Here is a 13,203-nt window from a genome sequence, read left to right as displayed (position 1 = left end):
CACAGGACAGAGGCAAGGCAACGCAAGAATGCCTACATCAAGATAACCGTTCTACAGGGTGAATGTCGATTCTGCGAGGCGAGTTCTCAGGGCCTGAATGTCCTGTGCCCTCCTGTGGGCCCAACAAGTTTCACCGCTGAAAGCGGCCCATCGTTGAGCGATGCCATCCGGTCGGCCGTCGGCTAGACCGGCCCCTGATGGGCCGCACATCGTGCGGCGAGCGGACGACGCGCCATCGCCGCGCTCGCGGTGCGCCAGGACCGGCAGACACGCAACTGTCAGATATTCTGGACTCCGGTCCAACCCGCAGGATCAGCCCGGAAGAGATCTGCACCATCAGATAGTCGCGCGGCCAGCGTTTCTCCCGGCATGCCAAAAATGTCAAACATCGTGGTTACCGGTTGTTGCAATTTGCTCGCTTCACTTACAGGGCGTTTCCGCACCCTTCAGCGCACAACAATGAAGGAGGATTCCCCATGAAAACGATACTCAAAACGCTGACGTGCGTGCTGGCGGTCCCACTCGCGCTTGCCGGATGTGGAGGCGGAGGTGGCGGCAGCAACCCCTCGGGCACGCTCCATGTCCAGATGACAGATTCTCCGTCATGCGGTTTCGATCATGTACATGTGACGGTCAGCAAGGTTCGCGTTAACACAAACGCGCAGGCCGGTGACACTGACGCTGGCTGAACTGACGTGGCATTGGCGGGCCCGCAGAAGATCGATCTGCTGTCGCTGACCAACGGCGTGCTGGCCGACCTGGGACAAACCGCATTACCCACCGGCCAGTATCAGCAGGTTCGTCTGGTGCTCGCGCAGAATCAGGGCAACACGCTGGCCAATTCGATTGTTCCGACCGGCGGTAGCGAACAGCCGCTCGACACGCCAAGCGCCACGCAACGCGGCTACAAGATCATCCGGCCGTTCACGGTTCAGCCCAACACGCTGGTCGATCTCGTACTCGACTTCAACGCCTGCAAATCGATCGTCCAGAAAGGCAACGGCTCGTACAGTCTGAAGCCGGTCGTGACCGCGACACCGACGGTCGTGAGCGGCACGATCTCCGGCTACGTTGCGCCGTGCGAAGCGGGGGCCACTGTCTATGCGGAGCAGAACGGCCACGCGATCAAAGGAACCGTTGCCGAAAGCAACGGACTGTTCGTGCTAACGCCGCGCGAGCAGAGTTCGACCAACGGCAACTATGATGTCGTCATCGTGCAGAATAACGTTGCAACGGGTATCGTGCGCTCCGTGCCGGTCGTTGTGAATGCATCGACGGTCGTGGCCACGTCATCGACACCGATCGTGCTGCCGGCGTCCGTCACGCATGTTGCTAGCGGGACAGTTCTGCCGGTTAGCGCGCAAGCTATCGTACGGGCACTGCAATCGATCAGCGGCCTGAACTACGAAATCACCAGCGCGAACGCCAATCTGGATACCGGCAACTATGCACTGAATCCGCCAGCGGCCGCGCCACTTACCGGTACTTACACGGGCAGCTTGCCGGTCGCGCTGGCCCCGGCCGCAAGTGCCGCCGGACAGTACACAGCAGAAGCCGATAACGTTAGTGGGGTAACCCAGTCGGCCGCAGTCGATGTATCGACAGCGGATCAAGCCAACGTCAACTTCAGTTTCTAACGTTCACTACGCGATGAAGGAAGGGCGTAAGCCCTTCCTCGAGGAACCCCATGAAAAGAATCTTCTGTCCTGACGGCGGGTGCAGCCCTGTTGGGCGGCTGTGCGCTGTATGTGCCTGATTCGCCTGGCGTGGTTGTCGTTCCGCAAGGCGGCCCCCAGGGCGGTCCTGGCAACGGCTTCTGTCCGCCAGGGCAAGCGAAAAAAGGGAATTGCTGACGAGAAGAAAGACGACGCATAGTGGGCGCCCGCGGGCACCCTTTGTGTTTTTTATCAAGTCGAACGACTGATGGCGATGTGCTGGCTGTGGTGAGCCTTCGCGCTCACCCGCGCATGCGAGTGTGAACTCGCGTGTTCGGTGTGAGCCGCGTGAAGACTGTGAGTGCTCGTTCGTGAGTCGGCGCGGTCCGCCTGCGTGTCCGATCGATCCGCCGCGCGGGCAAGGCCGGCATCGCGGTCGCCTGAATTAAAGCCATTGGTGTTACTGACGCCCTTGCTGCTCATGTGGCCGGCGGACATGCCGCCCGCGTTGCCGCCCAGACCACCGTGTCCGGCGCCCCCGCTGCCTCCCGCTCCGCCACTTCCACCGTTCCCGCCTCCATTGCCACCCGCCGCCGCCAGGGCTGATACGGACGCAAGTGCCACGACGCCGGCGGCAAGCCATTGTGCTGTTTTCATACTCCTCCCCAAAAGCCACCTGAATGCTTGGATTGTACGAACGGCGCACGCTGGCAACCCCGCACACTTGTAATCAACTGTAAGCGACGTGGTTTCCAAGCCAAGGATCAGGCCGAGAATCCTGATGATTCGTTTAAGGTTGTATGCCAGCATGCAACCTCATTTCGGCCGCGACATGGCCCAGCCCGCGTGTCTGGAAGTGCGTCGAGCCCATCCAGTGCTTGAGTGTGCCGAACACATGTTCGACTGTTCGGCGTCGTATCGTCCTCACCTTCAGTGTGAATGAGACGCGTCTTCTGGGACCGTGAATGTCACCGTCTGCCTGCACTCAGTGCACCCAGCGAATAGGTGGTGTTGAGCGTCGACCAACTCGACGAGCATCTTGTGCTGACCTGGTGGCAGGCCCGCGACACTGATTGTATTGACGTTATTTGCTTCTACCCAGCCCCAAGGTACGTCGTCGATGTGTACGTGCAGATGGCCGATCCGTGGAGATACGTTGAGCGCGGCTGCCCCGAACACGGGCACGATATGCACATTCTCAACGCGATATTGAATCCAGACAATGCCGTGGGCTAGTCCTGCCGCGAGCGGCGTGGGATTCACGGTCAGTTTGGGTGGCGGCTCGTTGTCAATGGTGACGTACGGTGAGGCGACGCTGACCGCCGTTGTGCTCTCAGCGAGGGTGTTCGTTGCGAGCACGGTACCAGCCGCGACTGCGGCAAGCGTCTTGAGCAGCATGTTCATTTACGTTCTCACTAATAATTCCGAGGGGCAATTCTCGCCGTCGCTTCGCCAGGAATCGCTGGGGTTTTATTTCAGTTGCGCAAGCCGATTCGCAGCCGCACCAAATGGCAGCCCAAGCTACATAGGCAAGCAGCAGGTTTGTCGAGAAATACGCTTTTGCCGCCATGTTCGGGATCCAGCAACGGAAGGTCGCCTGATCATCAGGCTTTGGAGAAGCGGGCGGAAGTGGCAATATGGCCTTCTTTCGAGGAATATCAGACATTGCGACATGTGTCGACGAGCGCTCCGCCGCATACGCGTCGGAGCGCTTCACACGTCAGGTACGCAAAGGTCTCAAGCCGTTGCGCACTTCTTTTGCGAAGATCATCGGCTCTTCCCACGCCGCGAAGTGCCCATCCGTTTCGGGCTAGTTGAAGTAAATCAGGTTGTGATAGGCCTTTTTAGTCCAGCTTTCCGGCGCCTGCTAGTCGAGTGGCCAGACGAAGAACAGCGGGCCGCTGATGCGCCGGGTATCGGCTAAGCAGGCCAGGAACGCCCGCGAACCGGGGCCACGTCCAAGGCTCGGTCGACTATAGCTACCGGCTTGTTCTTGAGGAACAGCGGGAGGTCCGAAGCACCTCGTAAGCAGCCATTGAAGTCACGACGGCATGAGTGGCTGCTCAGGGTCGAGACGACCCGTTCGCTTTCTCCCAAAGGCGACGCTCGCCTGAACCGCAAACCGTCTCCTTCATGAATATGGGTTCGGGCCGCCGCTGCACGGGGAAACAGTAAGGAGTACCCCGATATGGCAACGCGGAGTAGAGAGCCCTGCGTCCAGGCCCGGACCATCGAATGGCCGCGTGCACATCGAAAGTGTGTGCGGTAGCGCACAGACACGATGTAACCCCGACTCCGTGGCGACCGAATAAGGCGTTATAACCATCCCAAAGGACTTTCCATTTTCGAAAATCGCTGCGCGTAATGGGGCGGCTTCTCTCGAGAAAAGATATGGTTAGGTAACCTTGACGAAGGCGTCGGCGAAATTCTACTTTGAACGTGAGTTGCACGATATTGAAGGATTCAAACGCTCTCTCGTTGACCGGCCGAGAAGCCGGAGGTCCAGTTTTCCCCGGCGCTGAAAACCACTTCAAAGTCTCCCACTAAGGAGAGTGACATGGCATCGATCGAGTCCGATTACTTCGTGACAGGGACGGGCGCTACTGCCATGGCATTCGTCGACACGTTGCTCACCGAGTCGCCCGATGCGCGAGTCGTGATGGTGGATCGCCACCACCGTCCCGGTGGCCATTGGAACGACACCTATCCGTACGTGCGGCTGCACCAGCCGTCCGCCTGGTATGGCGTGGCATCGCGCGAACTGAGTGACTGGTCGCATGAAACGACGGGTTTTAACGAAGGAATGCTTGGTCTGTCCTCGGGAGCCGAGGTGCTCGCGCATTTCGAGCAGGTGATGAAACAGCGCTTCATTCCCTCTGGCCGTGTGCAGTGGTTCCCGAAATGCGATCACTTCGCGAGCGACGGCCGCACGCACCGCTTCCGCTCGCTGCTGACCGGCGCCGAGCACGAGGTGCGCGTGCAGCGCAAATGGGTGAATGCCACGCTTGCGAAAACCGAGGTGCCGTCCACTCACCCGCCCAAATACAGCTTGGCTGCGGGTGTGCAATGCATTCCCTGCAACGAGCTGCCGAAGGTTGCGCGGCCTTACGCGTGCTATACCGTCGTCGGATCCGGCAAGACCGGCATGGATGCGTGCATCTGGCTGATCGAGAACGGTGTCCCGCACGAGCGCATCCGCTGGATCATGCCGCGCGACGCCTGGGTGATGGACCGTGCCAACATGCAGCCCGGCCCGACCGGCTGGCGGCGCTTTTTCGAGAACAGCGTGGTGCAATTTGATGCGATCCGCGACGCACGCGACGTCCCCGACCTGTTCCGGAGGCTCGAAGCGGGCGGCGCGCTGATGCGGATCGACCCTGCCATCGAACCCACGACCTACCGCTGCGCAGTCGTTTCACGCGGCGAGATGATCCAATTGCGCAAGGTCGGTGAGATCGTGCGGCTGGGCCGCGTGCGCGCGATCGAGTCGTCGCGCATCGTACTGGAGAAAGGTGAACTCGCCGCCGATCCTGACACGCTGTACATCGACTGCACTGCCTGCGCGATCCAGCCGGCGCCGGGCGTGCCGGTGTTCCAGGATGAAGCGATCAACCTCCTGATGGTCCGTTGGTGCCAGCCGGTCTTTTCAGGCAGCGTGATCGCCTGGGTCGAGGCGCACCTGGAGAATCTGCAGGAACAGAACGCGATGTGCATGCCCGTGCCCGTGCCCGAACTGCCGATCGATTATCTGCGCATGTGGCTACCGACTCTCGCCAATGCAGCGCGCTGGCAGCAGAACCCCGACCTGAACGCCTGGCTCAGGCAATGCCGCCTCAACGGGAACGTTGTGGTTCTCAAAGGCGTAGAGGTGGACACTGCCGTGCAGGACCTTATCAAGGCCGTCGGGGCCAAAGCTTCGGATGCGGCGCAGCGCATTCCTCGATTTCTCACCGCAGCGGAGGCAGCGTGAGCGCCCCCCGCGAGGTGCAGCTCGAAACGCTGCAGGTCGGCGCCATCCGCATGCGTGTCGCGTTGCAGGGCGCTGGACCGCTCGTGGTGTTTTGCCACGGATTTCCAGAGTCGTGGGTATCCTGGCGCGCGCAGATGGCGGCGGTCGCGGACGCGGGCTACCGCGCCGCGGCGCCGGACATGCGCGGCTACGGGGGTACCGACGCGCCGGCCGCCCCCGCACAGTACACGATGCTGCACCACGCGGGCGACATGGTGGAGCTGGTCAGGGTGCTTGGTGCCGATTCGGCGGTGATCGTGGGCCACGACTGGGGAGCGCCCGCAGCCTGGACCAGTGCGCTGTTGCGGCCCGACGTCTTCCGTGCCGTCGTCGGCCTGAGCGTGCCCTATGTCCCGCCCTCGAAGCTCGACTTGCTGACGGCACTCGAACGGCAGGGCGTGACGACCTTCTACATGCAGTACTTCCAGCAGGAGGGTGTGGCTGAGAAGGAGCTTCAGACCGATGTCGCAGCCACCCTGCGCCGCATCACGTTCAGCATGTCGGGCGACGGCCCGGGCCGCATGGTCGCGGGCGTCCTCGCGCCGGGCGCCGGCCTCCTCGACACCACCGTGGACCCCGACGTCTTGCCGGATTGGCTTCTTCAGGACGACCTCGACTATGTCGTCGGGGAGTTCCAACGCACCGGCTTCCGTGGCGGATTGAACTGGTACCGCGCGATCCGCAGGAGCGCGGAATTGCTCGCCCCCTGGTATGGTTGCCCGATTCGTCAGCCTTCGCTCTTCATCGGTGGCTCACGCGACGATGTACTCAGGTTTCCAGGCATGCAGCAGCGCATCGCAGCGTTGCCGCAAGTGCTGCCGGGGTTGCGCGGTGCTCACGTGCTCGAAGGCGCGGGCCATTGGCTGCAGCGCGAGCGCGCCAGCGAAGTGAACCGGTTGCTACTCTCCTTCCTGCACGAACTCGACGGGTGACCTGCACAATTGCGCGGCACGATGCATCGCATGGGGCGGCGCCCCGAAAGATGCCCAGGTCGATGACTCACCGATCAACTCTATGGGGCGAGCGACGGATGCATTTTAGGAGCGGCCGTCGCAGTGGCCGGAGTGTGAATAGCGGTTCAGGGGTCGTCTACGGAAGTGCATCGTCGCAGCACCTCCGAAACTGGGATGGTTGGTCTCCTACTTCCGGGTTCGGCCGCAACCTGCCGTTCGGAGGTAACGAAAATCGTGCCGTTGCAACGACCGCAATAGTCGAGAACCGGACACCATAGAACACCGCGGTCGACTCTGGCCGTATGCCGGTGATAACCACAAGCTTTATGCATTCGCGGTAGGGAAACAGTGAGTCCGCGATGCCGGACGCCTCAGTGGAAGCCGCGTGAACTGATGTAAGCGCTCAAACAAATACAGGCGCGGTGTCTTCGACGCGTGTGGCAATGATGCTTGCGTCATGCAATGCGCAGCGTCGTGTCGATGCGCGTGCCCCGCTTGATGAAGAGGGTAACCGGCGTCTTTTCGCAGATTTCGGCAAGGCGCGCGCGTTGCGCCTCTTCAAGCGGCCCTTCGACCGCCACGCCGCGGCGGATGTACTGGATCCCGTCGTGATCGGCATGCAGGCTGACTTCAACGGCGATCGTGGCGGCCGGCCACGTCTTGCGCTGCATGTACATGCGCAGCGTGGCGGCTGTGCACGCGGCAAGCCCGGACAGCACGAACGCGAATGGCGCGGGGCCGCGATCCTGGCCGCCTTCGTGGTGGCCTTCGTCGCCCGTCAGCGGGTGGCGGCCAGCCTCGATGGCGACGACGTAGTTGGGCGCGTCGGCCGCAAGACGGGCAGTGGCGGAGGCGAGCGGCATGGGTAACTCCTCAGAGTAGCGCGATCTCGCGCGCGAGATCAGTTGAATGGCGTGATGCTGCGGGCTTCGCCCGGCACATGCGGTGCACCGGCGCCTCGCGTGCATATGCGGTGATGCTATGCCAACATCCCGGGCCAGTCGCTGCTCACGGGGCATTGGTGAGGCGATCAAATCGGTCGGCAAAATGCGTGCTGCCGACAACTGTGCTTCCCTCGACGAACTGTTCTCGCCAGGCGTAACGGGCAAACGGCGCGGTAAGGCCCTTGCCGAAGCGGTGGAATTGCAGAACTATCAGTTCAACTGTCATGGCCAACGGGGCCACGTTATACGTCATCCGCGATCGTGCGTGATGGCGCCACGTTTCCTGCGCCGACCCGCGCCCCCGAACTGTAGCATCACCCCACCACGACGCCGGGCGCGTGCACGCCTCACGCGTGGATCGAGCGCAACGGTAAAGTCGCTTCCACACTCGATGTGGTTGGCCAGGGTGTCTTTACGGTTCTGACTGGCTCGGGCGGCAAGACGTGGCTCGAACTGGCGCGGGGACGTGGGCGATGAATTCGGCGTCACGGTCAACGCAGACACCCTTCATGGTGCGGAGGCCCCGTCTCATGCCCCACGCGCTGAGTTCGTCGTTAGGGCTTTGTGGTGTGTGGGTGATGGCGGAGACGTTCAAATGTCCGAAACACTTTCACGGCAGCCATCGACGTCAGGACCGCCTGAACGGCTGTTCAGGGTCGGCTTCGGGCGTCCGCGTAGGGCAGTAGTCGGCCAGGTGCGAACGCCTGGAAGCAGTTCACTTCGCCTCGAGATTCTTTGTTCCATCTTCGGCCATGCCGCCATGGTCTGTCGCGTCTTCTTTCATCCCGTCTTTGGCCATGTTGTCGGCACTCATCGCGTCTGATTCCGTTGGACTCTTTGCGGTGGTCTCCTGACTCGTCGCGTCTGTGGCATTCGCGTCTGTTGAGCTACTATCAGCAGCGAAGGCGCCCGCAGCCGCGAACGATACGCAGCTGGCAAGAATGGTGGCAGTGAGCTTGTTCATGATGTGATCCCTCAGCGAACGACGAGGCTGAAAATCTAAAGGAGGGTCGCTCGACGATGGGAACCTGGTCTTGCCGCGAGCCCGTGACGGGTATGGCACCTCCCGGTACTCTCACTCGGCGACTGCCACGTCATTCTTTGCCTGGATGGATATGAAAGGAAGTCGGCATCCTCTCCAAACGGCCTGGGTAAAGCCCCGACATGCATTAAGCGAATCACTGGGGAGTGACGGCAGGTAGTGCGTGAAAGGCGCCCGGATGGTCCAGCGACCGCGGCGATACGGCAATGGCCGCTGTACCCTCGTCATGACTCATTCGACAGCTCTCGTCGCTGTCGAATGAGTCATGACGACCCTGAGCCGTCGCTGAGTCTTTTGTGACCACGGCGTCCGCTCCTAGACCCCTTAGGGACATCCGTTCACGCCCGTGCAACTGGTTGGTTTTTCTCCAGAATTGGTGAGCATGTCGTATCACTCTACCGGCGGCGAAACGTCGGCGCCGTGGCTGATTCGGTTCGCGATTCAGCGGATCGAGGGGCAATAGGGCGGAAGTGCTTACGGAATAAGGTAATCCCCGAGCTTCTTTTAGGACGCTTGCCTGATTCATGCGCATTTTGTCAGCGAATACAGTCATAACTGCCGGCGTGCCGCATTGCAGTTGCGGCCACGCGGGAAGTCTGAACATCGACCCTCGCGGACACTCGACTGGCGGAGCGAGCATATCCTCGCGCACGTGCGCCTTGCCCGATATCCGAATTCGATGAATGAACAACCGGAGTAATTGACCACAGGAGGTGGACCATTATGAAGACGTTAGTCCACACAGTTTGCGCGGTCGCCGTCATCGCTGTACCAATTGCGTCGTTGGCGCAGTCGGAGGGGGCGCTCACACGCGCGCAAGTGCAGGCAGAGATCGCTCAGCTGCAGCAAGCCGGCTTCAATCCTGCCAATGCGAATACCGTCGACTTTCCTGCCAATATGCAAGCCGCCGACCCTAGGGCCGCAGACCAGAGCAGCGGCTACGGCCCTGCGACCAACGGTTCATCGCAGATGGGCCGGCCGGCCGGCACGAGCGGGATGAGGCCGGTGTTCTTTGGCGGGTCATAAGCGCTTTCGTCTGATCAAGTCGGGCGATGGAGAGCATGCCGTCTCTGCAAGGGACGGCGTGGAGCGTCGTGCTATGCGCGCGTGCTGTGTGGTTTGGGCTGCCGCCTGAACGCCCCAAACTGTCATGACGACGTCGCCTTTCGGTGGACAGGCAATCTCTCCGGGCGGTGCTTGAGGGTCGACCGGTAATCGTGACTAAGCCCTGCAGAGGAAAATCACGCACCTCGTTGAGTTCCGTTACGCTGCGTAGCGCTGAAGGCAGCAAAGGCCGCCGAATGGCCCTTCGTCCCTTTCGGTCGAATGGCAGGTTGCAGGTAAGGTAGGCGACATCTGAACGTCGGCGCAACCATCGATCTTAACGGCGCATTCTGGCCGCACACGGTCCGATGATGAGCCGCCGACAGATGTTGTCGTCGAGCGGACTGCATCTGTCAAAAGTCGACCCACCGGCCTGTACAACGTGATGCAGGACACCGCGCAGACAAGCGTGTCGTTCCTCAGCATGGGGTGGGGCCGGATACTCGCGGCGAAGCTCGTGTGCGTCGCAGCGGCCGTGGCATTGGGCGGCTGGAACCGGCTGGTGGTCCTGCAGGATTTGCGCGCGCGAGCGCAACAGGACGGCCCGGCTTTCATGGCCGCGCAAAGGCGCTTCGACGCCTGGCTGTCCGTTGAAGGGATCTCCATGCTGCTCGTACTTGTGATCGCGGCCGTGTTGGGACATACGCCTCCAACGGGCGGCTAACGTCGGTCCCCAGGAAGAAAACAGGCAGCCGAGGTGAGCAATGAAGCGGCGATTCGCATCGCCGCCTTGAACGTGTCCCTCGGGCTGCGCACGGTCCGATGGTGAGCCGCCGCCGGGGGTTGTCGTCAACCCGACTGCATCGACCGGTTGAATCCGCCACCCACAAGAGACGTTCGAGCCAGCACGTACAAAATGACCGCTTCGAGGAAACAACAGTCGTCGGCTCCGCTACGTCTATCGCCCCAGATGCCGAGGTGCGAATGTGCTGAACGTAACCTGTGCTGCTTCTATTACTACACAGTCGACATGAGCCTGACGATTTCCCGCAGGAGATAGTTCGCGGCCGGCCCCAGTCTGCGGCCAGCCCGTGTGATCACGTAGCGATCAAACGTGCGCGCGATTGGGTGGTCGACTGGCACGGCCTTGACCTCGCCGGAAGCGATTCTCTCCTGGGAAGCCGCGCGCGTCATGAATGCAACGGCCAGGTTTTGCGCCGCAATGGCAGCGGCTGTCGAAAACCGGTCGCAGCGGAATGCCGGCACATAGGTGCGTCCGATATCGGCAAGGATTGCATCGACATGGGCCTGTAGCCCGAATTCCGCGGGCATGAAGACCAGGCGCTCGTTGGCGAGCTCCTCCATCTTCACCGATTTGCGCGACGACATCGGATGGTCGACCGGGAAGATCGCGCACAAGGGCTCGCTTTGGAATTTGCGTGCGTTCAGTGTCGGATCGTTCGCAGCGCCGATGGACACGCAAATATCGACCAGATCCTCACGGATCATTGAGATGAGTTGGGGTAGCGCGCCGGTGCGCAACTCCACGACGATGTCGGGGTATCTCTCCAGAAAAGGCTTCAGGACGACCGCGACCAGACTCGTCATGATGCCCTCGCCTGCGGCGATTGTGACCTGGCCGCGCCGCAGGCTGCGGTATTCGTCGAGCTGCGCGCGGAATCGGCGGGCATGGCGCTCACAGTCGCGAAAATAGTCGACCGCCATATGACCCGCTTCGGTCAACTCCATTTTCCGGCCCCGACGCGTTACGAGCGATAGCCGCAGTTCTCGCTCGGCAACGGCGACCTGTCGACTGATCGTCGACACATTCACATCCAGACCAAGCGCGGCTTGACGCATGCCGCCGTACGTCGCGATTGCGACCAGATATTGCAGCGTGCGCTCCGGGAGGCCGCGTTCAAAGGGATCCAATGAGTGCTCCAGTGTTGCATGTCATGCAACATTTTCGCAGCCACGTAAGCAACTTTCCACGCTGATTTTCGCTGATACTGCGCCCCGGAACCGGTCAAGGGATGCCGACATCTTCAAGCCGGACAAAGAACAGAGTGATTGACCACTCGTGCGCATCGATGGAGGAGCACCATGAACGACGCCAGCCAGCCAGTAGAAGGCGCGCAGCCAAAGCGCCAGCCATCGCACGTGAGCGCGGCCAAGGAGCCGATCAGTCCCTACGTGCTGCTTTTTCTCATGCTGGCGCTGGCCGCGATTGCCACATGGGTGGTGCCATCGGGCGAGTTTTCCCGCAAGCTCAGCAACGGCATCAGCTTCGTGGTACCGAACAGCCTTAAACCGGTTGCGCAGCATGGTGTGCTGCCCGGTGAGATGTTCGTCGCGCTCGCTAACGGAATGATCGCGTCCGCGCCAATCATTTTTCTCATTCTGTTCACCGGCGGTTCGCTGGCCGTGCTTGAAGCAACGGGCGCCGTGCGCAGCGCGCTCGCCCTGGTTGCCCGCCGGGACGGCACGCGCACGCGCATCGCCGTCATTGTCGTTTGCGCGATCTTTTCACTGCTCGGCACTCTGGGTGTGGTGACAAACTCGGTTGTGGCTTTCGTCCCGCTCGGACTGCTGCTTGCGGAATCAATGGGACTCCGAAAGGAAATTGGCGCTGGCCTGATCTATCTGGCCACGTATGCCGGATTCAATACGGGCATCCTCAACCCGGTGACGACCGGACTGTCGCAACGTCTGGCCGGCCTGCCGATGTTTTCCGGCATGACGTTCCGGGTGTGCGTCTATTTCGCCTTCCTCCTGGCCACTATCTTGTTTCTCCTCGCTCGAATCCGCGCCGATCGAATCAATGGTGCAGCGGTTTGCGTGCCGGTGCCGGTGCAGGACGGGACCACGGCGGTCTCGTCTTTGCCGCGACTCGACGCCCGGCAATTCACGGTCGTCGGCATCGTGCTGGTCTGCCTGTCGGTCTTTGTCTACGGATCATCGACGCTGCACTGGGCCGAGACCGAAATGATCGCGATGTTTCTCGTCATGGCGATTGCCTCCGGGATCGTGAGCGGCATTCGCCCGGGCAAGATTTCGGACACGTTCCTTCACGGCTGCAGCGGGCTCATCAAGGGCGCGCTTGTAGTGGGCATGGCGCGCGCCATCTCGATCGTCCTCTGTGAAGGGAAGATTCTGGACCCAATCGTCAACATGCTCGCCGGATGGCTTGCCCCGCTCCATTCCACGGTGGCTGCGATCAGCATGTTTCTGAGCGCCGCGTTGATTCATATCGGAATCTCGTCCGGATCGGGCGAATCGGCGGTGCTCATCCCGATCTTCGCTCCACTTGGCGACGCGCTGCACTTGACCCGGCAGGTCACGGTACAGGCGGTGTTGCTCGGCGAGGGTTTCATCAATTGCTTCAACCCAACTTCCGGCGTCCTGATGGCTGTCCTTGCAACGTCCGGCATTCCCTACTTCAAGTGGGTGCGGTTCGTCATGCCTTTGCTGATTGCCTGGCTCGCCATCAGCATTGCCGCCATTGCAACAGGTGTCGCCATTCATTGGGGCCCATTCTAGGGGCTGTTGCCCCGTT

The 13,203-nt window shown here is 61.3% G+C and carries 11 protein-coding genes and 3 pseudogenes; 6 read left to right on the top strand and 8 right to left on the bottom strand.

All coding sequences use genetic code 11. The features are described 5' to 3' along the window. Positions 1-476 precede the first annotated feature (476 nt). Positions 477-1,637: pseudogene (locus tag L0U83_RS36545) on the top strand (DUF4382 domain-containing protein). A gap of 270 nt (positions 1,638-1,907) precedes the next feature. On the opposite strand, the gene L0U83_RS36540 reads toward L0U83_RS36545, so the two are convergent. The 4 genes and pseudogenes from L0U83_RS36540 to L0U83_RS40970 all read right to left on the bottom strand — a co-directional run. Further along, positions 1,908-2,312, bottom strand: coding sequence for a hypothetical protein (locus tag L0U83_RS36540; protein WP_233889986.1), 405 nt, complete (start codon positions 2,310-2,312; stop codon positions 1,908-1,910). A gap of 111 nt (positions 2,313-2,423) precedes the next feature. Continuing rightward, a pseudogene (locus L0U83_RS36535) lies at positions 2,424-2,571 on the bottom strand (transposase); the annotation flags it as partial. Between the two features lie 14 nt (positions 2,572-2,585). Further along, positions 2,586-3,059: a DUF6130 family protein gene (locus L0U83_RS36530; protein WP_233889261.1), complete on the bottom strand. Its 474-nt coding sequence runs from the start codon at positions 3,057-3,059 to the stop codon at positions 2,586-2,588. Between the two features lie 316 nt (positions 3,060-3,375). Then, positions 3,376-3,522: pseudogene (locus L0U83_RS40970) on the bottom strand (epoxide hydrolase); the annotation flags it as partial. Positions 3,523-4,212: 690 nt separating this feature from the next. Between L0U83_RS40970 and L0U83_RS36525 the strand changes: the two are divergent. Continuing rightward, positions 4,213-5,625 carry a hypothetical protein gene (locus L0U83_RS36525; protein ID WP_233889259.1) on the top strand — a complete coding sequence of 471 codons (1,413 nt, stop codon included), beginning with the start codon at positions 4,213-4,215 and terminating at the stop codon, positions 5,623-5,625. Continuing rightward, on the top strand, positions 5,622-6,596 hold the full coding sequence (locus L0U83_RS36520; RefSeq protein WP_233889257.1) for an alpha/beta fold hydrolase: 975 nt from the start codon (positions 5,622-5,624) through the stop codon (positions 6,594-6,596). The genes L0U83_RS36525 and L0U83_RS36520 overlap by 4 nt, the downstream gene beginning before the upstream one ends. A 476-nt stretch (positions 6,597-7,072) precedes the next feature. Here the strand turns inward: L0U83_RS36520 and L0U83_RS36515 are convergent, their stop codons facing one another. The 3 genes from L0U83_RS36515 to L0U83_RS36505 form a co-directional block, all read right to left on the bottom strand. Then, entirely contained in the window at positions 7,073-7,480 is a 408-nt protein-coding gene (locus tag L0U83_RS36515; RefSeq protein WP_233889254.1) for an OsmC family protein, read from the bottom strand. Positions 7,481-7,625: 145 nt separating this feature from the next. Then, positions 7,626-7,787, bottom strand: coding sequence for a hypothetical protein (locus L0U83_RS36510; RefSeq protein ID WP_233889252.1), 162 nt, complete (start codon positions 7,785-7,787; stop codon positions 7,626-7,628). Between the two features lie 489 nt (positions 7,788-8,276). Next, positions 8,277-8,525, bottom strand: coding sequence for a pentapeptide MXKDX repeat protein (locus tag L0U83_RS36505; RefSeq protein ID WP_233889250.1), 249 nt, complete (start codon positions 8,523-8,525; stop codon positions 8,277-8,279). Between the two features lie 801 nt (positions 8,526-9,326). On the opposite strand from L0U83_RS36505, the gene L0U83_RS36500 reads away from it, so the two are divergent. Further along, the gene (locus L0U83_RS36500; RefSeq protein WP_233889248.1) at positions 9,327-9,629 is read left to right on the top strand and encodes a DUF4148 domain-containing protein; all 303 of its coding nucleotides are present in this window, start codon (positions 9,327-9,329) and stop codon (positions 9,627-9,629) included. A 352-nt stretch (positions 9,630-9,981) separates the two neighbouring features. Then, positions 9,982-10,371 (top strand): CopD family protein, encoded by a 390-nt coding sequence (locus L0U83_RS36495; RefSeq protein ID WP_308445127.1) that lies wholly within the window; start codon positions 9,982-9,984, stop codon positions 10,369-10,371. A 293-nt stretch (positions 10,372-10,664) separates the two neighbouring features. Here L0U83_RS36495 and L0U83_RS36490 read toward each other — a convergent pair whose 3' ends face one another. Continuing rightward, the gene (locus L0U83_RS36490) at positions 10,665-11,579 is read right to left on the bottom strand and encodes a LysR family transcriptional regulator (protein WP_267939718.1); all 915 of its coding nucleotides are present in this window, start codon (positions 11,577-11,579) and stop codon (positions 10,665-10,667) included. Positions 11,580-11,750: 171 nt separating this feature from the next. On the opposite strand from L0U83_RS36490, the gene L0U83_RS36485 reads away from it, so the two are divergent. Continuing rightward, positions 11,751-13,187, top strand: coding sequence for a YfcC family protein (locus tag L0U83_RS36485; protein ID WP_233889241.1), 1,437 nt, complete (start codon positions 11,751-11,753; stop codon positions 13,185-13,187). Positions 13,188-13,203 lie beyond the last annotated feature (16 nt).

The organism is Paraburkholderia flagellata (assembly GCF_021390645.1).
In the GTDB taxonomy this organism is placed as follows: Bacteria; Pseudomonadota; Gammaproteobacteria; order Burkholderiales; family Burkholderiaceae; genus Paraburkholderia; species Paraburkholderia flagellata.
The sequence above is the reverse complement of the archived record's forward strand: the minus strand, read 5'-3'. Positions and strand labels throughout refer to the sequence as shown.